Source organism: Nostoc sp. (assembly GCF_036917775.1).
Taxonomy (GTDB): domain Bacteria; phylum Cyanobacteriota; class Cyanobacteriia; order Cyanobacteriales; family Nostocaceae; genus Nostoc.
In genome coordinates, this window is the sequence record NZ_JBALEQ010000116.1 from 19,476 (window position 1) to 44,666 (window position 25,191).

Below are 25,191 nucleotides of genomic sequence, written 5' to 3' on the forward strand. Positions count from 1 at the left end.
TCCTCCACGCTATCTCCTGTGCCCTTTCAGGACTGAGAACGTACCTCACAATAGCGGGAACTGCTGTAAGACTCCCCAAGCACCAAATAATTAAAAAAAGGCTGGTGCTAAGAATACCAAGATTAAAAAAAGACTGCTGGGGTGATAAAACTCGGCAAACCCTATGATGACCCGAATTTGGATGGGATATTGACTATAGTGATCGCACTGCTGAAGTTGCATCTTTTTTAGCCAGTAACCTTTGATTTACGATAATTGTAATGGGGACTACTGCGAAGTGGAAACCCTTAGAGGCGAAGTCAAAATTAGACAGTAGTACCGTAGAGTGTCACCCTAAGATTGACACTATATATCCTGCTTTTGCGCGCAGAATTTAGTGGTCAATTAACCGATTGTCTGCTAAATTCTGTATTTTAAATCCCAAAACCTAAATTAATATCAGCCTGTGTATTCATCTTCGATCTTTGAAGCGAATCTGGACGATTTTTCGGCTCTTGAACCCCAACGTGCCCCAATTGGCATCTTTGACAGTGGTGTGGGTGGATTGACGGTACTGCGACAAATATATCGGCAACTCCCCAATGAATCAATTGTTTACTTTGGGGATACAGCCCGACTTCCTTATGGAATTCGTTCACAAGCAGAAATTTTACAATTTACGCGCGAAATCATTACCTGGCTACAAAAGCAGCAGGTAAAAATGGTAATTATGGCTTGCAACACCAGTTCTGCCCTAGCCCTAGAAACCGTGCGTCAAGAATTCAACATACCCATTTTGGGGGTAATTCTACCAGGTGCAAAAGCTGCGGTGCAGGAAGGGAAGCGGATTGGTGTAATTGCCACTCCAGCTACGGCAAAAAGTAATGCTTATAAGCACGCCATCCTCGAAATTGCCCCTGATGTCCAAGTCTGGCAAATAGGATGTCCAGAGTTTGTGCCACTTATTGAGCAAAACCGGATTCACGACCCTTACACTGCTGAAGTGGCACGAGCCTACTTAGAGCCTTTACTAGACCAACAAATTGACACCTTAGTTCATGGCTGTACCCATTATCCCCACCTTACACCAGTATTTCGATCGCTCCTCCCCTCTCAAGTCAAGCTAGTTGACCCAGCTGTTCATGTCGTGGCAGCTTGTGCCCAAGAGTTAGACTTGCTAGGCTTAAAAAATACTCACCTCCCACTACCAACTCGTTTCGCCGTTAGCGGGTGTCCACAACAATTTGCTCAGTCAGGAGTGCAATGGCTAGGCTATACCCCGATGGTTGAGGAGGTTCGCTTCACTGATAGCGCTATTTCCCAACTTTATTGAAGGAGGCAGGGAGAAGAGACAAGGAAGCCTGGATTTCTCACAAGTGAGAAATCCGGGGAAGACAAGGGAGAGGGGGGAGACAAGAAGAGACTTGTTTAATAATTCTCCCTTTATTCTTGTCCTCCCTGTCCTACCTTTCTCTCTGCTGCCTATTTGTATCAACCTTAAAGTGAAACGTAAATTAGGCGGGAGTAAATTTCAGCGAAACACCATTCATACAGTAGCGCTTACCTGTGGGTGCAGGGCCGTCATCAAAAACATGACCCAGATGACCACCACAACGACTACAATGTACTTCAGTTCTGGTCATAAACAGCGACTTATCTACAGTAGTAGCGATCGCACCTTCAATCGGTTTAAAAAAGCTTGGCCAGCCAGTACCACTGTTAAATTTGGTATCAGAGGTAAACAGTGGTAGTTCACACGCGGCACAATAATAAGTACCCTTGTCGTACTCTTTATCTAATGCGCTGGTGTGAGGGCGTTCAGTCCCGTGTTTACGCAATACATTAAACTGTTCTGGCGTTAAAATAGTGCGCCACTCTTCTTCTGGTTTGGTAATTTCAAATCCACTATTAGATGTTGTCACTGCTTTTGACTCCCAGTTGATATACCTTGATAACAATGCTGTGCCGACTATTACCGCACTAGCCTGTAAAAAATACCGTTTGTCCATATATCTATTATTTTCTATTTTCCGGTTAACTGGCCAATCAACTCCAGTACGGAATTCCCTACTTAATCACTATAATCAGCGATCGCTCTGAATTAGCGCTGATAAAGTGATTAAAATTAGCTAAGAAACCAAAAATTATTCTGCAATCAAACACTGTAAGGAATCGGAATCAACTTGACTTGATTTTGAACAGTACACTTGAATGTGTAGCGGCGGTCAATCATCATCTTCATCATAAGTACAGTAAATCAATGGGTTTAGCGTATATTAAGGTTAATTTAACAGAAGGTTAGGAATAAGTAAATTAATATACACAAAACTACCATTGCTGTATAAAGTTTTCCTGCAAAAGCGAATGCTCTCTAGCAGGAATTCGACCTTTTATTATGAGCTATGGACTTCCAGTCTGAGGGGAATTTTGTATATTTTTAAATGTGATGTCTGCAACGAGTTACGCCTACGCATTCTGGCTATATCAACCAAAACTTTGAACAACATACATATCATTGCCAGTATCCCCTACTAAAAGCAAGTTACTGTCATCACTTTCTAGATTCCGACTACCAGCAATACCGTTTTGCAAGACTTTAATCAGTCTTTGGGGAGAGAAAGATTCTAATTCCACAAACTTTCCAGATTCTAACCATGCTAAGTCTTCAACAGACAAACTTTGACGAACTTCTTGAGGTAATTGTTTAGCTGCTTGCGCCGACTCTGGAGAAGATTGAATGAACATTCCGCGCTTAGTAGCAATAATTTGACGTGGCGTTAGTCCGATATCAATAATTGCAATCTCGCTATCGAGAAACCAACTAGCATTGCTTCTCAAATTATGAACTAAACCAATTCCTCGTGGATTGCAATCATGCACTGCATAGACTTTCAAATCGGGATTGCGGCGCAGCATTTGCATTGTGGTGTCAAAAATGCTTTGTGGATATCCAGTAATGCTGAGAATTGCACAGTTATTTTCAAAGTGGAAATTATTAGCAATTAATAATTGAGCAATGGTAGCACTATCACAAACTACTAATCTATCAAAACTGTAAGTAGTTACATCAGGGTTAACCGTGGCTGGTGTATTTTCCTGCTTTGGTGAAGGAAGAATTTTGAGAATTGAACCATTGATTTGCTGCCAGCGATCTAGCCAATCTTTAAACTGAGAGTGTGAAAGTAAAAATTCTTGTGTTAAGAATCCAAGTCGCCCTAGCTGTCGAGTTCCCAAATATATAGACAGCATTCCCATAATCACAAAAATTACAAAGAGGCTAAAAGAGTTTGAGGTAATACTTCTTGGAATTCCTACAACCAGAATAATTCCTCCTATAATCTGTAAGTTTTTTGCATTCGCTTTGCGACTTGTATTATTATTGAGTTTATTTGAGTTGCTTTGGTTAAAAAATATACAAATAAATACGAAATTTACTATTATCAGACCAATGTTTGAGGAAAATGCGAAAAAATTAAAAGGTAGATATAAAAATAACAAGCCAAATTGTGAAATTGAATTCGTTTTTTTTCTTAGACGATTATCTAGAAAATAAAAAAGTTGTTTGGCTGTAAAAAATAAGGTGTTATTTGCAGAAATGTCAGCGATCGCCTTGGCAAAGAAAGGATCAGTAATCTTAACTTTACTCATACTGGTCGGTTCAAAGGCAAAAGGATGATTGCATTTTAGACACCGACCTTGATTAGCTGTCCGGTCTTTTAGTTTATTGTCAGTTCCGCAGTTAATACACTTCATAATGATTGTTTGATGTTATTTATTAATTGTTAGTTATCTAGCACCTGATTTGTTAGTAAAACACTGTAGTCTTCCCGCCGACGAATCAAGCGATGTGTGCCATTTTCTAGCAAGACTTCAGCAGGTTTGGGGCGGTGTAAAAAGTGAGAGGACATAGCATAACCATAAGCACCGACATCTAGAATGGCAGCGATATCACCAATTTTTAGTGCTGGGAGTTGGCAATTTTTCCCCAGATAATCTCGTGAATAGGTGGTGTTCCCACAAATATCAGTTGTGAATGGATTGTCTGCTTGTTTCCAGGTGACGATTTCTCGGTAGCCACCGTGTACTGAGGGTACTGAAAGATTAGCAACGGTGGTATCAACTCCAACAATCTGTTTTTCTCCTTGCCATTTTACAGAAACAACTTGAGCAAGCAAAGTTGCACATCCGGCGATCGCACTTCGTCCAGGTTCAATCACCAAATCAATTTTCCGCCCTAAATGAGTAATTCTCTCGCTTAACTCAGCGCCAAAAACTTCCCAGTCAAAGGCTGTTTTGTTGTGGTGATATGGATAGCCAAAGCCACCACCAAAGTCTAAATATTCCCAATCTGGTAACTTTTGTGCTGTAGCCATTACTGTATCAATTACTTGGGTAAATGCTTCTGTGGCATTGGTTCCAGTCCCTCGATAGAAGTGTAAGCCACTCAGCTTTAATCCAACTTCACAAGTTTTAGCGATCGCATCACCAAATTCTTCAGGACGCACACCAATGCGGCTATCTCCGGTAATTTCGGGCAAATTGAGGCGTAAACCTAGCCGAATATTTTTCTCTCTGCATTTGGGCAAAACTTCGCAGCACAACTGCAACTGAGCGAGACTATCGAGATTGAGAGTTGTAACTCCCCAATTTAAGACTTGTAGCATCTCAGCCTGATTCAAATTGCTACCACTGTAAACAATCTGACTAGGATCGAAACCAGCTTGCAATCCTAAATAAATATCCCCTGGCGTATTAGCATGAAGTCCCCACCCAAAGGAGCGAAAAATTTTTAACAGCGCAATATTGCCATTAGTCACGCTTGCAAACCGAAATTGTGTGCGAGGATAACTGACAGCTTTAGTAATGCGCTCAATAGTTTCGCGCAAGCGATCGCCATTATAAACATAAAGCGGAGAACCGTAAGTACTCAGTAACTCCTGCGCCTGTTCCTCAGAAAAGGGCGGACTAAGGGAATTTTGAAAATCATAAAACTTCTTGCTCTCCATAACTTTAAGTTAGTTGCTCCCTATATCAATTACGAATTACAAATTACAAATTATGAATTTTCTTGTAATTTATCCATAGCCAACGATGTAACCAAAAAGGATGATCCAAGGACTGTTTACCTAGTTCTTCATTTAAAACGTGCGATCGCCAAAGTTGCCACATAATAAGTAACCAGAGAGTTTCACCAATCCGTCGGCCTTGAATAGCTGCTCCGAGTTTGCCTTCAACGATTTGTGCCGCGATGTGTGGATAAAAATGGTTGTTGGCGCGAAGTGTTTCTGGATTGAGCCAGATGCCTAGCTGATGCCAAAAATCATTTAAACACCAAGAAGTTAAGGGAACTCCCATCCCCCGTTTTTGTCGCCAGACAATTTCAGGTGGGAGCCAATTTTCTACAGCCCGTTTGAGGATATATTTTTCACAAGCACCTTGCAAACAGAGTTCTCCAGATAGGCGGAATGTCCATTCAGCCAAAGGTAAATCACAAAAAGGCGATCGCACCCACAACCCATGAGCAAACCCCAATGCAGTCGCACGTGGATGGATATTCTGCGCTCCTTTGAGCATCAAACTAGCACGGCGGAGGCGATGCAGCAAAGATGGGCATTCATCACGATTAAGAGCCGCCAATAGCCAATCTTCAGGATACAAATTTTGAATCTGTGCATAAACCTCTGGCTGATAAACCTGAGATTCGTATCCCCCAAGACGGTGAAAGGTGCGGAGATATTGCTGGATAAAAGTTTCCTGTCCGGCGGGATTTTCTGCCTGATAAATACCTGCGGCAATTAAAGGTTTGTTCGTCCAACCGGCAAACAATTGATCTCCACCTTCGCCGTTAAAAATTACCTGAGTTTCTTGACTCGCCCTTTGAGATAAGAGATACAACGGCACACACACGCCATCTCCAAAGGGTAAATCTAATGCTTGCACAGTCGGAATTAGGGCATTCTTGATGGCACTTGGCGTTACTGCAACTTTAATCAACGGAATTTTGAGAAACTGGGCAACTTGTTCAGAGTATGGATATTCTGAAATACCTACGTCACCAAAATCTAGAGTGTAGGCGCGGACTTTCACTCCTGCTTGCACCAGCAGCGCCGCCACCACTGAAGAATCGAGTCCGCCAGAGAGAAATACCGCAACAGGTTCATCCTTTAAATCGGCAATCTGTCGTTCAATGGAATCTTTAAGGAGGGTTTGCAATTCGGTAATTGCTGTCGCTTCATCTGTTAACTGTTCTGGGGCTTCCCGCCACGAGTGGATGTTTTTAGATTTAGGCGATCGCAGAATACCTGATTGGCGATCGCTCTGCCAAACTAATTCAGTTCCCGCCGTTACTGCAAACACACCTTTAATAGGGGTTAAGGGTGTGGGAACGTAAGAAAAACAGCTATAGCCATATAACCCAGAAATGCTAACTTCTGACTGTTGCAAAATCGGTAAGAGTAGTTGCAGTTGTGATGCAAACCAGATAACTTGTCCTTGCTGAGTCCAATACAAGGGCATTTTTCCGAAAGGTTCTCTACCCAAAATCAGGCAGTTATTTTCTTGGACACTTACCCAAGCATCGGGTGAAGTTAATAATCCTGATGCCGAAATAGCAGCAATTTGATTTTTAGGACTTACACAGAAGAGATCCCCCAACCCCCTTAAAAATGGGGCTTCTACTCTTCCCCCCTTTTTAAGGGGGGTTAGGGGGGATCTAAATTTCAGGTGTTCAGCGTCTAAGTCCTGCTTTTGTTGCCATCCGAAATGCCCCTCAAGTCCTATATAAACAACATTCCAGATGGGATTCAAAGCCTCTCCCCTACAAGGGGAGAGGTTTGGAGAGAGGTTTTCTAAAATACTACTTAACAGCGCTTCCAACTCATGTTGAGCGCCATAACCCCAATAGCCAAGAAAGTGATGCGGGATGTTGCCCATCTGGACTATTTCACTTCAAAGGTTTCATCACTAATTTGCCGACCTTCCAGGAACATTTGCACTTTCCAATTGCCAACAGTTGCAGCCGGATTAATCGTGTAGCGACATTGGGTATCCCAGACAGACGTATTAATTTCGCGGGTTTGATAACTATTCTGCTTGACAATTTGACCATTTGGGTCAATCCAATTACAGGAGAGAGCCAGCTTTTTACCCAAGGGTGCATCTTTTAAGGTGACACGGTACAAAATTTCTGGATTGGTTTGGCGGGAAACTGTCTTCAAGTCACCGCCAGTATTTGATACCAGGGTGATGCGGTCTTGTTGAGCAGAAACGCGAGAGAGTGCAGAATTCTGTCGTTGGATGAAAAATATTGCAGATGCACTCAGTATCACTAAAAATGCCACAACTCCAGAGGTAATCCATCGATTGCGGCGTTGCTGTACTTCCAGCGCTTGGCGGCGATTTAACTGAATCAGCGCTTCATCTAGTAACTCAGGTGGTAAATTCAACTCCTGTAAAATTTCTTTAACCTGCTGTTGGTCTAGTTCCGCTTCTCGACGCACTTGCAAACCTTCTACTTCTGTGACTATTTGTGCTAATTGCTCTTGAGTCAGTCGCTGCGTCATAGCTTAACTCCTGTTAAAAAAACTTGATGGCGATTCTTGATTACGTGCAATCAGAAGAACTCTATACTCACTTTTCTAGGTACATCATAAGCTACAACCTAAAGTTGTTGCTTTTCGCATTCTTTCTGAGATATCTTTCCGAAAGCTTTATTTATTTGACCAATCTAAAATCCCAAATTATTATGGCTCAAGAACCACAAACCGCAATTGAAGGTATCTATGAAGTCTGTATAGGCATCCCAGAACCAATTTCTGCTATTCAGTATTGGGAGCAATTTGGCTATCGTATTGGTCAAGTGGGTGAATTAACCGCAGATGTAGCCTATCAATTATATGGAGTAAATTCGTCTTTACGCTCAATTCGCCTCTACCACCAAAATTCAGATCATGGTTTGATTCGGTTGATGGTTTGGCAAAACCCCACACATGAAGGTTTGGGAATAGCATCGATGAAAATTAAGGGAAATCGCTGGGCGACAAGCTTAACGACCGATGTGTTAAGTATCTTAAATCATATAGAGAATGCAAAAGCCGCAGATTTTCCTATTAGGCACTCTAACCCTTATTGGGAAGTCATCTACAACAAAGAGAGGAAAAGCCGTCCTTTTATTGAGCCAGCAGTTGGTGTACGAGAAATGTTGCTACTTCAACCCTTAGCTCGACAAGTTTTATTTCAACGTTTTGGCTATACACTACCGCATTACGGACAAGTTAATCATAATGCTGCTCTCAAGGCTAGTCAGTTTACCCATATAGGAATCATCTCTCAAGATGACAGCAAAGAAACCCTCAAGTTTTATGAAGAAGTTTTAGGTTTGCTGCGTGTGCGTGATGATGTCGAAACTAGCTATGAATCTTCGCCAGCCGGTCGAGATATTTTTGACCTTAACCCTGGTGAAAAGTTTATTGTTACTGCTTTTGATGATCCGCGTTCTTCTAAGTCTGACCTGATGGCTGCACGCAGTGGTAGACTTTATATTGTTCGATTCCCAGAATCTATTAATTTAGAATCGCGTTTTGAAGCAGCCCAACCAGGTAGCTTGGGTATGTCTTTATATACCTATCGGGTTAAGGGAATACAGGAGTATTGCGATCGCATTAAAGCAAGTACTGCACAAAAAGTCACAGATATTATTAGTAATGAGTTTGGCGAGACAAGTTTCTCTTTTGTTGCGCCAGATGGCTACTTCTGGACTTTGCTGGAAGTTAATTAACTGGGATTGGGCACTTGTACTGAGCGGAGTCGTAAAGCCTGCGGCATAGCTACGCTTAGGGCGCAGCCTCTCGTAGAGAAGTATTGGACATGGACGATTGGTAGTTATTGCCCATACCCAATGCCCAAAAACTAGTTTTCATTTATTTATGCCAATAGATAGTTCCTTTTTGCTATTTTTCAACTCTTTCCAAAGCGCCTTAATTTGCTCGTAAGCTTCTTCTGGTGATAGTTTTCCGCCTGTTTCTAGACAAGAAATGTAACTAATTCTTTGGGCAAATTCTTGGAGGTTGGCATTAAATGCTAAAGTCTCTGGCTGGAATTTACCATAATATCGACTACGAGGGTAAAGAAAGTTATTTTTATCTTGCGAGTTAGGTTGTGTCATTATTTTCTTGTCTGTAATTTTTTATAAGAGTTCTAGATTTGATGGTTATCTACGTGTAAATACACAGTAGAAAATTCCAATTCCAGAATAAGTTCATATTGTAGTAAAAAAAATATTTTATTGACTAGTGCAGTAAGCAATAAATTCAGCCAAAATCTAAATTAATCTGACTTGAGGCAGAATTTTTGTGTTAAAAATAGGTAAACTTCTGCCACCATGTACTCACTCGGAGGGTATGAAGTTAAAGAAGTCCGATTACGTAGTAACTACTACCCTGTGGGAATGCTGTGCGAACAGTGCTTAACATCGGGACTTCGCGTATTAATTTCTTGCTTTCACTACCGCACTTTTTGATTCACCTGTAACCAAATTTCTAAACTTGCAAGCAACCAAAGCTTTACTCCATAACGACTCCAGGTATCTCCTTGATAGTTTAACCAATTACGAATAGGTAACTGGTTTAAGTAAGGAGTGATAGCTGCATTCCGATTTAGTAATAAATCTCTGGCTTCTTGCTGCCAATATTTCCGAAATCCTAACTGCACAGGCACCATCATGCCACTTTTGGGACGATGAATAATTGCCTCTGGTAAAATATTTGCGTTCGTCGGAGACGTACCGTAGGTAATAGCTTGCTTTAAGACTGCTTTTTCTTCCACCCCAGAAAGTTTATACTCTGGAGGGATTTCCATACTTAAATCTACTACTCGTTGGTCAAATAGAGGAGACCGACCGTGCAAAAGGGCTGCTTGAGTCAAGTTACTGACTTTCGTTAGAATTTGGTCAGCGCCTTTAAATTTGATGTTCATTGCCATCAAACGATTCAGATAGCTGGCTTGGGAATATAAATCTTCTTCAAAAACCCAAGGTGCTGTTTGTACCTCTGTCCAAACTTCTGGTTTTAAAAGTTGTGGTAAGTCAACCGCGCACTTTTGGAAGGAAATTAAATAAGCTTGCAAAGCATCCTGATTGGTGACAGAGCCATATAAACTATTGATAAGCATTGGCTGATTTTTTGGCCCACCAAAACAGGGGTCGCCACCTTCACCATTTAAAACTACTTCTACACTTTCTCTCGCCAGTCGTCCCAGCAATAGGTTGGGAACAGTCAGTGGGTCGCCAATAGGGTCATCTAAATAAGCCATTGTTTCTGGTAGGCGTGACCACATATCCTTAAAAGTAATTTCTAAAATGTGGTGCTGCGTCTGACAATGGGATGCAACGAGACTGGAAAATTCTAACTCATTGGGACACTCTGAACCGAAATGAATCGAGAAGGTGTGAACTGGTGCTTTGTGGAATTTCGCTGCTAAAGCAGTGATACAGCTAGAGTCCAAACCACCAGAAAGAAAAACGCCGACGGGTTCGTTTGCTGGGGGTAAATATTCTTGAACAACTTGGTCTAGGAGTTTTCGCAAGCGATCGCCATGCCATGCTAAAGGTTGATCTATTGCTACAATCTGTTCTTGAAGCTGCCAATAAGCTTCAACTTTGTGGTCGGGAAATTCTAAAACGGTTCCAGGTCGTAGTTCGCGCACCTGTTCCCAAAGTGTTCTTTCTCCTGGAACAAAGGCACAACAAAGATAATCTCGCAACGCTACCAAATCTAAATCGGATGAACGATGAGGTGATAAAGTTCTCAGTTGAGGCGCAATCCAACGAACCGAACCAGTGGTAGTGTAATAAAGAGTCCGAATACCGATGCGATCGCGAACCAACTTCAATACTTGTCTTTCTCTATCCCAAACCACTAGCGCAAACATCCCCACAAGTTGGTGAAGACTTTCATTACCCCATCGTTCCCAAAGATTGGCAACTAGTTGCAGAGAAGTTTCTCTAAAGCTATCCGGTTCAATCCCTAACCTTTGCAGTAACTGTACTTGGTTAGTTAACCAAACATCACCAACAACAACAAATCGTCCTCCAGAACTGATTGCTAATTTCTCCGTCAGAAATCCAGAAGCTGTACGTGGTAAAACTACAGAAAAATTTTCATCTCGCCAAGCTATATTTTCATAACTTTCATCAACTGTTCCCCAAGCTACGCACCAGGTTGGGGCAGTTTCGATAAATTCGATTTTAGGAGATTTACGATTTTTAAACGCATCAAATAGCATGGTAAATTTTCAACGCATAATTTAGTCATTTTAGGCAGTTTTGAAATAAATAGACTACACACAAACCTTTCTCCAAAAAGGCTAATTATGCAAGCTAAATTTGGAACAGCTTACCTTTTTCCAATATGGAAGCAGATTTTATCCCTAAAACGATCGCACAAGCAAGTCAGCAAATGCGAAGTGGCTTGCTAACTTCAAAAACCTTAATCAAGCATTATCTCGAAAGTATCCAAAAGTTCAATTTTACACTCAATGCGTTTATTACAGTTTTAGACCAACAAGGGCTAGAAAGTGCTAATAAGCTAGATTTTGAGCGAAGTAAAGGTCAAGAACGTGGGTTGCTACACGGAATTCCTGTTGTTATTAAAGACAATATTGATACAGCAGGAGTAAAAACTACAGTTGGCTCACAACTTTTTTGCGATCGCATCCCATTATCTGATAGTGTAATTGTCCAAAAGCTCAAGGCAGCAGGCGCGGTAATTTTAGGTAAAACAAATTTAAGCGAATTTGCGGCTGACCTTTCTGGAAACAATCTTTTTTATGGAAATACTTGCAACTTCTGGAACCACAACCACTCATCAGGAGGTTCTTCTAGTGGAAGTGCAACCGCTATTGCTGCACGCCTTTGTTTAGCTGGAATTGGTACTGATACTGGTGGTTCAATTCGAGTTCCCGCCAGTTGGTCAGGAGTGGTAGGACTGCGCCCAACTTACGGATTACTTAGCAATGATGGTATTTTTCCCCGCGCTCGTAGTTTTGATACAGTTGGGTTTTTAACAAATTCTGTAGAAGATATTGCCATTTTACTTGATGCTGTACTCTTCCCGATCTCCACAAATGTCAAACAACTGTATCCTCTACCAACTAATATCAACGGCTTAAAATTGGGCATAGTTAATAACTATACATTTCGGGGAATTGAACCAGAAATTGCTTTAGCAATTTATAACGCCATATCTATCTTAAAAAAACTTGGAGCGCAAATTATCACTATAAATTCTCCATTTTTAATAGAGGAATTTGATGAGATGACTTATTCCACCATTGCTCTTTATGAATTCCATCAAGATTTGCAAGTAGCTTATACTACAAACCCCAATATATTCGGCTCTAAAGTAAAAAGCGACTTATCTAAAGGAGTAAAAATTTCTCATCACAGTTACAAAAAAGCAAAGCAAAAACAGAAAGAATGTTTTCTGCAACGGCAAAAACTGTTTCAAGAAGTGGATATTTTGCTAACACCCACAACACCAATGGTTGCACCTCTTATTGACGCAGATGCTAAAATCTATCGATTAAATCAGCGATTTATGTTACCTTTCAGTTTTCTGGGTTTACCTGCAATCTCTCTCCCTTGTGGACGAAGCAGTCAGGGTTTACCTATAGGATTGCAACTTGTTGGTAATTCTTATAGTGAAGCTTTGATTTTAAGAGTTGCCTTTACCTTCCAAGTTGCTACTACATTCTCTGAAGATAGCCTTCTCTAACTAACGGTAAAACATTTCGTCCCACATTTTCGCACTCTTCTAAATGGGGATAACCAGACAAAATAAAAACTGTGATTCCCAAGTCTATGTATTCTAAAAGACGCTCTGCCACTTGCTGATAACTACCGACAATAGCCATTCCAGCACCACTCCGCACCACAGAAATACCAGCCCAAAGCAGTGGTTCAATATACCAATCTTCATCAGCATTTCCCCGTAATTCCCATTGTCGACTTTGACCGACACTTTCCCGCTTGGTATTGGGAAATTCAGTAATTCGTGCTTTAGCTAATACTTGTGGAGAAATTTTTGCCAGCATTTCTTTTGCTGTTTCCCTAGCTTCGATTTCAGTTGTTCGAGCAATAATATTAATTCTTAATCCATAACGTACAGCTTTTCTTTGTCCGCAATTGCTAACTAATTGCTGCATCTGGTTGATTCGGTCAGCTAGTTGTTGCCGTGCTTCTCCCCACATTAGATAAACATCTGCAAATTCTGCACCCACTTGTTGAGCCATCTCGCTTGCACCACCGAAATAAAATAGCGGCCCAGATGGTTGAAGAGGTAAAGTTTCTAACCGAGTTTGATGGAGTTGATAAAATTCTCCTTCATAGTCAAAGGGATTAGTTGTTGACCATAACTGCCGACAAATTTGCATAAATTCACGAGTGCGACGATAGCGGCTATCGTGATCTAAATAATCACCATACATTGCCTGTTCTGTTGGCCGTCCACCTGTGACAATATTAAGGGAAAGGCGACCTTTACTAATATGATCTAAGGTAACAGCCATCTTTGCCAATACTGGAGCCGAATAGAACCCTGGACGCACAGCTACCATCGCTCCAGCATTAAGGGTAAGGGCTAAAACTGCTGTTGCTAAAGTCCAAGCCTCCATAATGTGGTAGTTGAAACCCATACCAATTAAAACCTGCCGGAACCCAAATCGTTCTGCTGTTTTAAAAATCTCAACTGTATACTCAAGACTGGGAGGACGTTCCCAAATGGGCAAACCTAAATAGAATCCATCCCCAGATACCGGAGCGCACCAATTAAATTCCAGTTTCTGTTTGGCAAACATTTATGCAAATTTTAAATTGCGATTTAATTATGCACTACATTTTGAGTAAACCAAAAGTTAACAATGCAAATATAAGGCCATTTTTCTACCTACAAGAAATATTCGGACAATCTCTGCAAGAAATAGCGATCGCCTAATCCATCCACTACTTAATAGCACAAATCACTGAAAAGCTTAACTAGACAAGGGATAAGCTTTTCTCCATCAGCACTCAGGTCAGCAGATTATTTTTCTCTATTCAGAGATATATCAGAGATATAAAATAGCGCTAAACTCCTCTATCAATTATCCAAGCGATTAAAAATTCTTTGATTACAAGCGCTTCGGCTTTTATTAGTGGCATTCGTTCATTTCATGACGAAACTTGCATAAATCAAATCCTTAAACAATACTTGCATAAATTCTTAAACAATATCTGATAAGTTTCTAGCTGTTTAAGATATCAGGATTCATGATATGTCAGCAAAAGAATTACTTAAACGTAAGTTTGATTCCCTTTACCCTCATCTGAATGAGAGATCAATACGTCTGTGGGCTGCCGCAGAAGCTACCGCATTCGGTAGAGGTGGAATTACGCAAGTTTCTCAAGCAACAGGTTTGTCACCAAAAACGATTCGAGTCGGAATCCATGAACTTGAAATTGAGCCAGATCCTCAAACAAAAAATACCAAATTTAAGGAGAAAATCCGATGTAAAGGAGGTGGTAGAAAACGTCTGCTAGATACTGACAAAAACTTAATTCCAGACCTGGAGTCATTGATTCAACCAGTGAATTGTGGAAATTCAAAATCACCCCTAAGTTGGACTTGTGAAAGCACCACAAAAATAGCTGAAAAATTGCGAAATAAGGGTCATGTAATAAGTGCTAGGAAAGTTGCTTCTTTATTGTATCAACTTGGCTACAGTCTACAAAATAACCGTAAAAATAAAGAAAGAGATTCTTACTATGACCGGAATATTCAATTTCAATATATATGCAACCAAATAGAAAATTTCCAAGCCAGAGGTCAAGTTATAATTTCACTTTGCACAAATAAAAAACAAATTTTTAATAACTATAAAGATAACCTGGAAGAACGGCAAGTAGAAAAAAACTTTATAAACAATGAAACTGATTTTTCTTATGAGCAAGAACTCTTAAAAGTTCTTCCAGATCAAGTTTATAATTTGACTACAAACCAGGAGTGGATACACTTAAGTATCAATAATGAAACTGCCGAGTTTGCTGTTGAGTCAATTCATCGATGGTGGCAAGATATAGGTAAAAAAATTTACATAAATGCTACAGAATTGTTGATTACGGCAGACTGTAGTGAGACCGACGAGTATTGCTTACAGTTATGGAAGACCCAACTCCAGAAACTTGCTAACGAATTTGGACTTATCATTCAGTTTGCACATTTTCCGCCTGCTACAAGTAAGTGGAACAAAATAGAACATCGTATGTTCTATCTGATTGCAGAAAACTGGAGAGGCAAACCACTAACTATTAAAGAAGTAGTAATTAATTTAATTAGTACTACCATCAATAAAGAACTCATACTTAAAACACCACCAAATGAAAACAAGTATCAAATAGATACAAGTATCACTGACAAAGAATTGTCAAGAGTCACCCTAGAAAAGCCTGAATTTAATAATAATTGGAACTTCCGATTTTTACCTCACAACTCTTTCGGCTTCTCTCACTCGTGAAAAATCTAGGTCTAACACTTATTCATAATAAATATTACTGAAGAAAGTAATATTTAGTTTAGTGAAAGTCATATTTGATAAGGATATTGATGAATTGACTCTTATCTAGGTTAGTCAATAAGCTGTTGTGCCTTTAATTTGCACTAATATTTTCAATATGATTGTGGGGTGGGCAAGATGCCTCCACCCTGATGGTGCAAGTTATATACGTAACAGCTTATTTAGATGTGTTTGCACTGGCTAATTCATAATTCCCCTTTAGCAAGTTATCAAAAGCGATGAACTTTTTCAGACTCTTGCAAAACTATATCATAGACTACTATTTTTTCACCACTATGAAATTTTCGGTTTTGTGGAATATCATTTTTGGTAATCCAACCCCAATTATAATCTCCCAATACTTTTACAAGTATCTAATTTGACATATTTTTAAGAGTTAACAACCTTCTAAAAGAAGTAAGTTATTTCTGCGCGATTACTAATAGACCAATATTGATTGAATAGTCCTATTTGTTTATGCTATTGTAATCTTGTAAATATGTATTTCGCAATAGAAAACAATAGTTAACTAGATTCAACGGTTAGCATTGCTTACTACTGTTCCTGATTCTCAGCCTTGTCTTTTCAATCAAGTAGCTCCATTTAACGAGAGTAGTTCCCAATTTAGTAATCCTCTAAAGCTAGTAGTTTATTAACTATTAGCTCTCCCAAAGCAATAGCTACAGTTATTGCTATAATCCTACTGAATTTCTCTAGCTAAAGTGAAATTTTAGTAAGATAAATTTTGTCTACTTTTATCAAGACTTACGCATTGAAAGACTTCTATGTTAGTAGCTTCAGTGTGCAAATTCTAATTTTTTGTAACAACAATCTACAAGAGGTAAAAAGCAGAAATGGCAAGCCAATTTGTTAGCGGAACCGAACAAAATGATTCTTTCCTACTCATAAGCTCAAAGGATGATATCACCGTTTTTGCCTTTGCAGGGGATGACTTGATCGCCACTGGCTCTGGAAACGACTTTGTTAATGCAGGTAGTGGGAATGACATTATTCCTACTCGAGAAGGCAACGATACGATCAATGGTGGTGATGGTAATGATCTGGTCGCTGCACAAGTAGGAGATGATTCTATAGATGGTGGTGGAGGAAATGACGTTCTTGACGGTGGGCCTGGCAACGATATCATCACAGATCGCCTTGGCAACGATACTATCATTGGTGGTGATGGCAATGATGCTATCTATCTTCAAGGCTTTGAGGGCGAATTGGACGCAGTTATTGCCGGTGCTGGCGATGATGTCATTTTTGGTGGTAATGGCGTTGACGGTATTGATGGAGGAGACGGTAATGACTTTGTTTCTGGTGGTGGTGGGGATGACTTTTTTACTGGTGAAGATGGTAACGATACTCTCTATGGTGGAACCGGGAACGATTTAATCGTTGGTGGTAGGGGAGATGATCAGGCTTTTGGCGAAGCAGGTAACGACTTGCTGTTTGGAGTTGATGGTAATGACATTCTGAATGGTGGTGCCGGGAACGATAATATCGAAGGTGGCGATGGCAACGATGTTCTGACTGGTGGTATCGGGAATGATAATCTCGATGGTGGTGATGGCAACGATGTTCTGACTGGTGGTGCTGAAAGTGACACCTTGATTGGTGGTGGTGGAAGTGACACCTTGAATGGTGGTGCGGGAGCAGATAGACTAAATGGTGTGAATCCGATTGTTGGTACTTCGGGCTTTGGAAAGGGTGAGATTGACATTCTTACAGGTGGTCAAGGAAAAGATACCTTCGTTCTCGGTGACAAAAACGCTGTTTACTATAATGACGGCAATCCATCGTCTGCTGGAAACCAAGATTACGCTATTATCAAAGATTTTCAATCTCGTTTTGATACTATCGAACTTAAAGGTTCAGCATCAGATTATTTATTGGTTAAATCTGTTGGTAGTCTTCCACGTGGTACATCTATATTCTTCACTGGTGGTTCAAACACTTCTCCTGAACTTATAGGTTTAATTGAAGGACAATCGGCTACGAATTTCAATCTTAATAATACTAACCAGTTCTCTTTCATTTAACTTGGTTTACTGACTGCAATAAAAACAAAAAGAGGCTATCTCGGCAATATTCTCTAGTTTTCTAGCGATCGCATGGAAGCTGACGCTAATGTTAAAAAATTAGTATGTGTAATGGTAAAAACACCATTGCACATACGTTAATCTGTTGATTTTTGTCAGTTATAGCCCTGACATTTGCTTTCGCAGTACAGCATTTTCCTGTTGAAATATCAAAGCTTTCACTTTTTATAAAACTTCTTAATATGGTTTGGGTAAAGGAGAATTTTTTAAAATATTGCGCCTTATATCCCTCCACTGAATTTGAGTATAAAATTCAGTGGAGGGATATAAGGCGCGAAAAACAAAAATATTTATAAACAAATAATTTGAGGTTTTTTCAAGCATTTCGGGAATCATATTAACGTAGATTGTATGTATGTTTGGCGGATAACGTGAGGAACTTCAGACGCTCAGATTGCACATTAGTTATTCCCATTAATAGCACTTCAATAGCACATAAAATTTATGAAACGCCAAGATCAGTCTTTTCAAGAAACTAAACCGAAACATAATCGTGAAACTAAGAAATTAGAAGTTATGCCTGAGACTTTGGGTCTTGCCCAACAACATTGCGATATCCGTGAATATTGCGATGTACTTGTTAAGCATTTAACTCCAGATGAGCTGACTAATTATTTAAATGCTGATGAGGCTTTTTTAGGATTTGGATATGGAGGAAGCGAATCTATGACCCTCTTTTTAGAAAAAAGAGGTAGTGGAAAATTTGTTCGTAAGGTGTTAAGTGAACGTCTGATTACCCCAAAATGGGAACGGGAAGGTACCAATGTAATGTTGCCTCCTTGTGCGAAAGCCAAGAGTCAGACTCAATACTTGATGAATCTGCCAGACTTAGTTAAGCCTCTTTTTCCTCAAGTATTGAATGTGATTGAGCGTGAACAAACAGTAACAGAGGATGGATCTACAATCTACGAATATATTTACGACATGACTTTTGTTCCTGGCATCGAAGTTAGCCAGTTTGTCAGAAGATGTAATCCGCCCAAGGAAATCGTAGCCGCACTCTATTGCGTGATTTTCCGGCTGCTGAATGAAAAGATTCACAGTCAGCGTCGGCGCAAAATGTCACAGCCTACTTTGGAGCAATCGTATTTCACCAAAATTGAAAAGCGTCTTGCTCTCGCGCAGGAAACAGCACCGAAAACTTTCAATGACAGCCTGCTAAAAAGCGAAGACATTATGATTAACGGCAAGAGAATGCGTAACTTGCCTCGCCTGCTCAGAGAGTTTCGAGAAAATCCAATTTACCATTCGATTTTAGAGCCGAAGTTCCACTCTCTGGTTATGGGTGATACAAATACGGAGAATATCAAAATTGGTAATATCGAGCCATTGTTGAGACATTATGACAACCTGTGTGTCACAAACCCTCCGTTTACTGCTGAAGATATAGAGATTCGTTTTCTCGATCCGCGTGCTATTGGATTTTATGAGAACGGTGTTGATACTAATGCTGATGATCCGATGTACGACAACAAGCCTTGGCATAATAGTCTGGGCAATTATGATAAGATTCACGGTGAGTATTTTGATCTTGCCTACCAACTCCACAGAGAAATACCCCATATTTTGATCGCTTTTGATGAAGAAAACCCATACGAACGCTCATACAAAGGTATAGAAGAACACTTCGCCGAAGTCATGACTGCTGCTTGGAAGTTGGACAATCCAGATTCAGATGTAAATCAGAACGATCCTAACTGGCTCATACGTTTTGTTTTCCTTATGGGTACCCATTTTGCGGCAATGCCCCCGTACCACTTCAGCAAGAACAACGATGGTGTTTTGATTGACAATGCACATCACCAAAAACGTCCATTAGCAATCTACGTTGAAGGGATCAAGTGGCTTAATTTAACTCTAGATATGCTCGAAGGAAAGATAGATGAATTCCACGGCATCCCGGTTCCTAATTTCCAGATTTTCAACCATGAACCAGCAACAGTAAAAGCACCTTTAGATTATGCAGTTCCCGAAAATTTCGCCGCAAATCAATCAGATGATCGGTCAGCGCCAGTGTTTCAAAGGGCTGCTCAATGAACGGCGGATTTTTCCAACGCCTTGGCACTGGTGCGTTCACGGCTTAGGAATCGGACAAGAAGCAACAGGCTTTGATCCGGAGAAATCGGATCGGTTGCTCAAAATAAGTCTTGCACTATCTCGAAAACATAACACCAGTTACAATACATTTGCCCATCATTTGCTTAATGGTGTTGTGGCAAGATGTGAAGCTATATCGTTGAATAGTTGCGTCGCTCAAGAGCGATCGCATAATGAGTTTAAAAACGCGATCGACCAGTTACCCAGCGAACCTTGGCAATACGCACGTGCTTGTGCTTTATTAACTGAAAGTTTAGTCAAGCTTGGTCAGCTTGAACCCTATCGAAATCTTGTTCATTGGCATCTAAAAAGGGCATTACAGCAAGTTGCACAATTGAACTTATCCAGCGATAAGCTTCGTTATGAGCAATTACAGTTGTTCGCTAATCTGCTCTTGGCTGTAGGGCAAACAGAGTTTACCGACTTGTTAGTATTAAAGCAGCAAAATGGTGATACCTATACTGATAAAGCTTTGCAATTGGCTACAACTATCTCTGATATCTTTTACCGTGGTAGAGGTTCCGCGATTATTTTTACCGTCTTGGCCATCATCGGTTGCAGAGAGCAAGTATGTACAGGAGAGCAAAATCATCTTCAGACTCTTTTAGATATCTTTGATTTGGAGTTAAGTGATTCATTAAAACGAGATTCAGATGGAGTTCATGAGGGATCGGATTACTATCTATTTCCGCTCTCGCTCATCCTCAATGCAATTGCTGTGTTGGATTGTCCTGATTATCTAACTTATAAGAGGGACTGGGTAAAACAAGCTGTATCGCTTTATCATACGCTCTCGCCTGCTTCACAAGCTTCGCAGATCACATTTTTTATCTATGGATTAGATAATCTCGGAGTGCTTGATATTTATGTGCCTGATATAGTTACATTCTTTCATCACTGTATGGAAGGATATATACAATCAACAGATGGCTTCCGAGTTGATGCTTATTTACGATGCACTTACTTGATTCATTTGGCTTGCCAGTTAGGATGTCCTAATATACTTCATCCCTCTATTTGGTCAATATTCTCAAATAGTGCAGCCCAGATATTTAGTTCAGACCATTATCTCGAAAGTACTTATGGCTCCAGTTATATGGTGGCTGCATACTCATTATCTGCATTCGATAGAATAGGCAAATTGGATATGTTGTTTAGTCCAGAACTCAGATTGCCGGATGCGATCGCTCGTTTTCAAGATAATGCTGAATCAACCGCAATAAATTCACCAAAGACTGTGTTTGGGCTGATTGAGGCTGGATTGCGAATGCGTCCTATAGGGTCTTGTGACACACCACTTTTCCAAAAAGTTCACATTGATAAATAACAGTTTGGAAAAGCATATTCATGGATCATAGTTTTGGTAAAGTTAAATAGATGATTTGAAAATTACATCTGTTGTAGGGGTAATATATGAATTTCCCCTACAGCATAGCTGTATTTCCCATAAAAAAATGGTTTTCTTGACGTTGATACACAACAGAATTAGTTTATAGAGTGCGTAATTCCTAATAAAAGTATAGATAGTTAAAGAGAGGTTAATAATTAATTAATATGGCAACTATAAATTTAAAAGTGAATGGAGAAAATAGAGAGGTTAATGTCACCGAAGACACTCCACTTTTATGGATGCTTCGGGATCATCTTGGGCTAAATGGGACTAAATTCGGGTGTGGGATGGCGCAATGTGGTGCCTGTACAGTACATCTCAACGGTATTCCGATTCGTTCATGTGTGACACCAGTATCAGCAATTATCAATCAAGATATCTTAACTATAGAAGGACTCTCGGAGATCGGCGATCACCCAGTTCAACGAGCTTGGACAGAACTTGATGTACCACAATGTGGATATTGTCAGTCAGGGCAGATGCTCTCTGCTGCGGCGTTGCTTTCTGAAAATCCCCAACCCACGGATGCTGATATTGATGCTGCAATGTCTGGTAACATTTGTCGTTGTGGTACTTATCAAAGCATCCGAGCCGCCATTCATAGAGCTTCCGAGTTGTTGAGCCAGCAAAGTTAAGGAGGTTGTCAGAATGGAAAACAATACAACTACGCGGCGCAGTTTTCTCAAGGCATCTGGCGCAGTGGGAGCAGGTTTGTTTCTTGGGTTTTATCTGCCACCGACTAGCCGCGTGGAGGCCGCAACCTCTCCAGCTAATCCAACCAAGCCCCTGTCAAAGCCCAACGCCTTTATCCGTATTCTACCGGATAATACTGTGACGATTATTGTCCATAAAGTTGAAATGGGGCAAGGGGTTTATACTTCTTTACCGATGATACTCGTTGAAGAACTCGAAGCCGATTGGGACAAAATTCGCATTGAATCTGCCCCCGTGCATCCCGACTATGACCATACAGTATGGAAAAATTATCAAGGCACTGGCGCTAGCACTAGCATTAGCTCCACCTGGGAGCAACTGCGGTTCGCTGGTGCTACAGCACGAGAAATGTTGATTGCTGCGGCTGCCATAACCTGGGATGTGTCACCAAAGAGTTGTATTGCTGAAAAAAGTTATATTTTACATCCAGCTAGCGATCGCCGCTTATCTTTTGGAGAATTAGCCGATCGCGCCGCCCAAATGCCTGTGCCAGAAAACGTTACACTCAAAAAACCCAGTGAATTCAAACTGATTGGTAAGCCAATCAAGCGCTTGGACACTGCTGATAAGGTTAAGGGAAAAGCGGTATTCGGAATCGATGTCCAAGTTCCCGGAATGCTGATTGCTCTGATTGCGCGGCCGCCAGTTTTTGGTAGTCGCTTGCAACATTTTGACGCTGAAGCAGCCAAAGCTGTTGCAGGTGTAAAGCGTGTGGTAGTGCTGGATATGGGTATAGCAGTTGTGGCCGATAGCTTTTGGACTGCTAAAAAAGGGCGTGATGCCCTCACAATCACATGGGATGAAGGCCCTAATGCCGAGCTTTCGTCTGAAGGTTTACAGAGCAAATATGCTGATCTAGCAAACAATCCAGGGCTAGTGGTGCGAAAAACGGGCGAATTCACACCTGCACTTGATGCAGCAGCGAAAAAGCTCCAAGCTGTTTACGAAACACCTTATCTAGCCCATGCACCGATGGAGCCATTAAACTGTGTAGCTGACGTGCGATCGCACAGTTGCGATATCTGGACAGGCACACAGATGCACACAACCGATCAACAAGCTGCCTGTGCAATTACCGGACTAAAGCCCGAACAAGTTCAGATTCATACAACTTTACTAGGAGGTTCTTTTGGACGACGCTCTAATCCACATGGAGATTACGTCAAAGAAGCCGTGCAACTATCCAAAGCCATTAACAAGCCGGTGAAAGTAATCTGGACACGGGAAGACGATATCCGTGGGGGTTATTATCGACCAGTGCATTACAGTAAAATTGCTGCCGGGCTTGATAAAAATGGCAAGATTACTGCATGGTCTCATCGGTTGATTGGTGAGTCAATTGGCAAGGGTACTCCCTTTGAAAAATTATTGATTCATGAAGGCATTGATCACCTTTCAATTGAAGGGGCAGATCACCCTTATGCAATTCCCAACCAACTGGTAGACTATCACCCTGTTGATAATGGTATACCAGTATTGTGGTGGCGTTCAGTTGGTCACAGTTTTACTGCCTTTGTTGTCGAGTCTTTTTTAGATGAATTGGCCACCGCCGCCGACCGAGATCCGCTTGAATTCAGGCTTTCCATGCTGGGTGAGCAACCACGACACCGAACCACCTTGGAACTCGCTGCTGAAAAAGCAGGTTGGGGACGCAAGCTTCCAGTCGGTGTACACCAAGGACTAGCCCTACATAAATCATTTGGCAGCACCGTCGCCCAGATTGCCGAAGTATCCGTCACCCCCGACGGACAACCTCGTGTTCACCGAGTAGTTTGTGCTGTTGATTGTGGCATTGTGGTCAACCCTGACACTGTGCGGGCCCAAATGGAATCGGGCATTGTCTATGGCTTATCCGCCGCCTTGTATGGAGAGATTACCTTTAAAGACGGTCGTGTACAGCAAAGTAATTTTCACGATTATCCCGTACTGCGGATGAATGAAATGCCCAAGGTCGAAGTTTATATTGTGCAGAACACAGAAAAACCTAGCGGTGTGGGTGAAATTTCCACACCCCCCATCGCACCTGCGGTATGCAACGCGATTTTTGCGGCCACAGGCAAACGGATTCGGCGATTACCCATAAACGCATAAAAGTTACAGCAAGCATAGATAAATCAGTGTGACTGCATAGCATACCGATTTAAGACACATCACTCACGAATTTTCTTTACAGCTAACCAGGAGGCAAAATGACCACAACGACAACTGCTGCTGTAGTCCACGAACCCCAGGGGCAATTTACATTCGAGACTATTGAACTCGATGATTTACGCAGCAACGAAATATTGGTTCGTAATCAAGCTAGCGGCATCTGTCATACAGATTTTGTGGCGCAAAATCTTATGAAAATGCCAGTTGTGTTAGGTCACGAAGGTGCAGGGATCGTGGAAGCTGTGGGGTCGGGTGTTAGCCGAGTTAAACCAGGCGATCGCGTAATCATCTCTTATCCCTGGTGTGGTACTTGTCATGGGTGTTTGGAGGGTCAGCCTTATTTCTGCGATCATCACATCCCCTTGGGATTTGCTGGTACTCGCTTAGATGGCTCTCATACGATTAAGTTGGGCAAAGAGCGGATTTCCGGTGCATTTTTTCAGCAGTCCTCCTTCGCTACCCACTCAATTACAGTGGAGCGCAATGTCGTGCCAGTGAATAGCGATCAGGCTGCTGAGAGGTTGGCAGCCATTCCTTGTGGGGTTCAAACCGGAGCGGGTTCTATTCTTAATACCTTTAAAGTCGGCCCCAGAGACGGACTGGCGGTTTTTGGTGCTGGTGCTGTCGGTTTGAGTGCGATTATGGCGGGTAAACTAGTCGGTGCGTGGCCATTGATTGCTATTGATGTGGTGGAAGAACGCTTAAATCTGGCGCTGGAGTTGGGTGCCACCCATGTATTGAATGCCAAAGACGGGAGAGTTGCCGAACGAATCAAGGAGATTGCGCCTCATGGTGTTCGCTATACTCTGGAAACCTCCGGGAATGAACAAGCGCTCAATGATGCCATTGACTGTTTAGCGACTGGTGGCGAATGCGGTATGGTGATTGCGCCTCATTTTGGCGAGAAATATCCGTTTTCACCCACGCAGGTTTTTAAACGTGCAGCAAATTTGCGGGGAATTATTCAGGGGTCTTCAGTACCAAATACGTTTTTGCCGACATTACTGGAATTAAATCAGCAAGGGCGCTTTCCCTTTGAACGTTTAATTACCGTTTATGATTTCCAGGATATCAACAAAGCTGTAGCGGATACTAAAGCGGGCAAGGCAATCAAGCCAGTCCTGAAAATATCATAATCAGCCGTCCTTTACGGCTTTTGAAGTTAATACA

General features: G+C 41.3%; 19 protein-coding genes. 11 read left to right on the top strand and 8 right to left on the bottom strand.

What is annotated here, in order from left to right:
• Nucleotides 1–445: 445 nt before the first annotated feature.
• Nucleotides 446–1,312: a glutamate racemase gene (gene murI / locus V7K69_RS24125; protein WP_335038996.1), complete on the top strand. Its 867-nt coding sequence runs from the start codon at nt 446–448 to the stop codon at nt 1,310–1,312.
• A gap of 181 nt (nt 1,313–1,493) precedes the next feature.
• Here murI and msrB read toward each other — a convergent pair whose 3' ends face one another.
• The 5 genes from msrB to V7K69_RS24150 form a co-directional block, all read right to left on the bottom strand.
• Nucleotides 1,494–1,988 carry a peptide-methionine (R)-S-oxide reductase MsrB gene (gene msrB, locus V7K69_RS24130; RefSeq protein WP_335038999.1) on the bottom strand — a complete coding sequence of 165 codons (495 nt, stop codon included), beginning with the start codon at nt 1,986–1,988 and terminating at the stop codon, nt 1,494–1,496.
• Between the two features lie 475 nt (nt 1,989–2,463).
• Nucleotides 2,464–3,228: a hypothetical protein gene (locus tag V7K69_RS24135; RefSeq protein WP_335039001.1), complete on the bottom strand. Its 765-nt coding sequence runs from the start codon at nt 3,226–3,228 to the stop codon at nt 2,464–2,466.
• Nucleotides 3,229–3,761: 533 nt separating this feature from the next.
• The gene (locus V7K69_RS24140) at nt 3,762–4,985 is read right to left on the bottom strand and encodes a diaminopimelate decarboxylase family protein (protein WP_335039003.1); all 1,224 of its coding nucleotides are present in this window, start codon (nt 4,983–4,985) and stop codon (nt 3,762–3,764) included.
• A gap of 43 nt (nt 4,986–5,028) precedes the next feature.
• Nucleotides 5,029–6,912: an asparagine synthetase B family protein gene (locus V7K69_RS24145; RefSeq protein ID WP_335039005.1), complete on the bottom strand. Its 1,884-nt coding sequence runs from the start codon at nt 6,910–6,912 to the stop codon at nt 5,029–5,031.
• Between the two features lie 5 nt (nt 6,913–6,917).
• Nucleotides 6,918–7,541, bottom strand: a complete 624-nt coding sequence (locus V7K69_RS24150; protein WP_335039007.1) for a DUF3859 domain-containing protein — start codon at nt 7,539–7,541, stop codon at nt 6,918–6,920.
• Between the two features lie 182 nt (nt 7,542–7,723).
• On the opposite strand from V7K69_RS24150, the gene V7K69_RS24155 reads away from it, so the two are divergent.
• Nucleotides 7,724–8,755 (top strand): VOC family protein, encoded by a 1,032-nt coding sequence (locus V7K69_RS24155; RefSeq protein WP_335039009.1) that lies wholly within the window; start codon nt 7,724–7,726, stop codon nt 8,753–8,755.
• Nucleotides 8,756–8,893: 138 nt separating this feature from the next.
• On the opposite strand, the gene V7K69_RS24160 is transcribed toward V7K69_RS24155, so the two are convergent.
• Both V7K69_RS24160 and V7K69_RS24165 read right to left on the bottom strand, forming a co-directional pair.
• Complete coding sequence (locus V7K69_RS24160; RefSeq protein WP_335039011.1) at nt 8,894–9,142, bottom strand: DUF7219 family protein; 249 nt, start codon at nt 9,140–9,142, stop codon at nt 8,894–8,896.
• Between the two features lie 338 nt (nt 9,143–9,480).
• Entirely contained in the window at nt 9,481–11,259 is a 1,779-nt protein-coding gene (locus V7K69_RS24165; RefSeq protein WP_335039013.1) for an asparagine synthetase B family protein, read from the bottom strand.
• A 125-nt stretch (nt 11,260–11,384) separates the two neighbouring features.
• Between V7K69_RS24165 and V7K69_RS24170 the strand changes: the two genes are divergently transcribed.
• A complete protein-coding gene (locus V7K69_RS24170; protein WP_335039015.1) occupies nt 11,385–12,749 on the top strand; it encodes an amidase in 1,365 nt (454 codons plus the stop codon).
• Here the strand turns inward: V7K69_RS24170 and V7K69_RS24175 are convergent.
• Entirely contained in the window at nt 12,721–13,830 is a 1,110-nt protein-coding gene (locus V7K69_RS24175; protein WP_335039017.1) for an LLM class flavin-dependent oxidoreductase, read from the bottom strand. The two genes, V7K69_RS24170 and V7K69_RS24175, sit on opposite strands and share 29 nt — an antisense overlap.
• A 2-nt stretch (nt 13,831–13,832) precedes the next feature.
• On the opposite strand from V7K69_RS24175, the gene V7K69_RS24180 reads away from it, so the two are divergent.
• The 8 genes from V7K69_RS24180 (at nt 13,833) to V7K69_RS24215 (ending at nt 25,157) form a co-directional block, all read left to right on the top strand.
• Nucleotides 13,833–13,967, top strand: a complete 135-nt coding sequence (locus V7K69_RS24180) for a hypothetical protein (protein WP_335039020.1) — start codon at nt 13,833–13,835, stop codon at nt 13,965–13,967.
• A gap of 319 nt (nt 13,968–14,286) precedes the next feature.
• Nucleotides 14,287–15,525 (top strand): ISAzo13 family transposase, encoded by a 1,239-nt coding sequence (locus V7K69_RS24185; protein ID WP_335039023.1) that lies wholly within the window; start codon nt 14,287–14,289, stop codon nt 15,523–15,525.
• Nucleotides 15,526–16,418: 893 nt separating this feature from the next.
• Nucleotides 16,419–17,609 carry a calcium-binding protein gene (locus V7K69_RS24190; protein WP_335039025.1) on the top strand — a complete coding sequence of 397 codons (1,191 nt, stop codon included), beginning with the start codon at nt 16,419–16,421 and terminating at the stop codon, nt 17,607–17,609.
• A 504-nt stretch (nt 17,610–18,113) separates the two neighbouring features.
• The gene (locus V7K69_RS24195) at nt 18,114–19,706 is read left to right on the top strand and encodes a hypothetical protein (protein WP_335039027.1); all 1,593 of its coding nucleotides are present in this window, start codon (nt 18,114–18,116) and stop codon (nt 19,704–19,706) included.
• Nucleotides 19,666–21,093, top strand: a complete 1,428-nt coding sequence (locus V7K69_RS24200; protein ID WP_335039030.1) for a hypothetical protein — start codon at nt 19,666–19,668, stop codon at nt 21,091–21,093. The genes V7K69_RS24195 and V7K69_RS24200 overlap by 41 nt, the downstream gene beginning before the upstream one ends.
• Nucleotides 21,094–21,320: 227 nt before the next feature.
• Entirely contained in the window at nt 21,321–21,791 is a 471-nt protein-coding gene (locus V7K69_RS24205; protein ID WP_335039033.1) for a (2Fe-2S)-binding protein, read from the top strand.
• A 13-nt stretch (nt 21,792–21,804) separates the two neighbouring features.
• A complete protein-coding gene (locus V7K69_RS24210; protein ID WP_335039035.1) occupies nt 21,805–23,961 on the top strand; it encodes a xanthine dehydrogenase family protein molybdopterin-binding subunit in 2,157 nt (718 codons plus the stop codon).
• A gap of 98 nt (nt 23,962–24,059) precedes the next feature.
• Nucleotides 24,060–25,157 (top strand): NAD(P)-dependent alcohol dehydrogenase, encoded by a 1,098-nt coding sequence (locus tag V7K69_RS24215; RefSeq protein WP_335039037.1) that lies wholly within the window; start codon nt 24,060–24,062, stop codon nt 25,155–25,157.
• Nucleotides 25,158–25,191 lie beyond the last annotated feature (34 nt).

What these genes read in the sequence shown, in the direction of transcription:
- msrB (WP_335038999.1), bottom strand. Translation starts at nt 1,988, where the DNA reads ATGGACAAACGGTATTTTTTACAGGCTAGTGCGGTAATAGTCGGCACA.
- V7K69_RS24135 (WP_335039001.1), bottom strand. Translation starts at nt 3,228, where the DNA reads ATGCTGTCTATATATTTGGGAACTCGACAGCTAGGGCGACTTGGATTC.
- V7K69_RS24140 (WP_335039003.1), bottom strand. Translation starts at nt 4,985, where the DNA reads ATGGAGAGCAAGAAGTTTTATGATTTTCAAAATTCCCTTAGTCCGCCC.
- V7K69_RS24145 (WP_335039005.1), bottom strand. Translation starts at nt 6,912, where the DNA reads ATGGGCAACATCCCGCATCACTTTCTTGGCTATTGGGGTTATGGCGCT.
- V7K69_RS24150 (WP_335039007.1), bottom strand. Translation starts at nt 7,541, where the DNA reads ATGACGCAGCGACTGACTCAAGAGCAATTAGCACAAATAGTCACAGAA.
- V7K69_RS24155 (WP_335039009.1), top strand. Translation starts at nt 7,724, where the DNA reads ATGGCTCAAGAACCACAAACCGCAATTGAAGGTATCTATGAAGTCTGT.
- V7K69_RS24160 (WP_335039011.1), bottom strand. Translation starts at nt 9,142, where the DNA reads ATGACACAACCTAACTCGCAAGATAAAAATAACTTTCTTTACCCTCGT.
- V7K69_RS24165 (WP_335039013.1), bottom strand. Translation starts at nt 11,259, where the DNA reads ATGCTATTTGATGCGTTTAAAAATCGTAAATCTCCTAAAATCGAATTT.
- V7K69_RS24170 (WP_335039015.1), top strand. Translation starts at nt 11,385, where the DNA reads ATGGAAGCAGATTTTATCCCTAAAACGATCGCACAAGCAAGTCAGCAA.
- V7K69_RS24175 (WP_335039017.1), bottom strand. Translation starts at nt 13,830, where the DNA reads ATGTTTGCCAAACAGAAACTGGAATTTAATTGGTGCGCTCCGGTATCT.
- V7K69_RS24180 (WP_335039020.1), top strand. Translation starts at nt 13,833, where the DNA reads ATGCAAATTTTAAATTGCGATTTAATTATGCACTACATTTTGAGTAAA.
- V7K69_RS24185 (WP_335039023.1), top strand. Translation starts at nt 14,287, where the DNA reads ATGTCAGCAAAAGAATTACTTAAACGTAAGTTTGATTCCCTTTACCCT.
- V7K69_RS24190 (WP_335039025.1), top strand. Translation starts at nt 16,419, where the DNA reads ATGGCAAGCCAATTTGTTAGCGGAACCGAACAAAATGATTCTTTCCTA.
- V7K69_RS24195 (WP_335039027.1), top strand. Translation starts at nt 18,114, where the DNA reads ATGAAACGCCAAGATCAGTCTTTTCAAGAAACTAAACCGAAACATAAT.
- V7K69_RS24200 (WP_335039030.1), top strand. Translation starts at nt 19,666, where the DNA reads ATGATCGGTCAGCGCCAGTGTTTCAAAGGGCTGCTCAATGAACGGCGG.
- V7K69_RS24205 (WP_335039033.1), top strand. Translation starts at nt 21,321, where the DNA reads ATGGCAACTATAAATTTAAAAGTGAATGGAGAAAATAGAGAGGTTAAT.
- V7K69_RS24210 (WP_335039035.1), top strand. Translation starts at nt 21,805, where the DNA reads ATGGAAAACAATACAACTACGCGGCGCAGTTTTCTCAAGGCATCTGGC.
- V7K69_RS24215 (WP_335039037.1), top strand. Translation starts at nt 24,060, where the DNA reads ATGACCACAACGACAACTGCTGCTGTAGTCCACGAACCCCAGGGGCAA.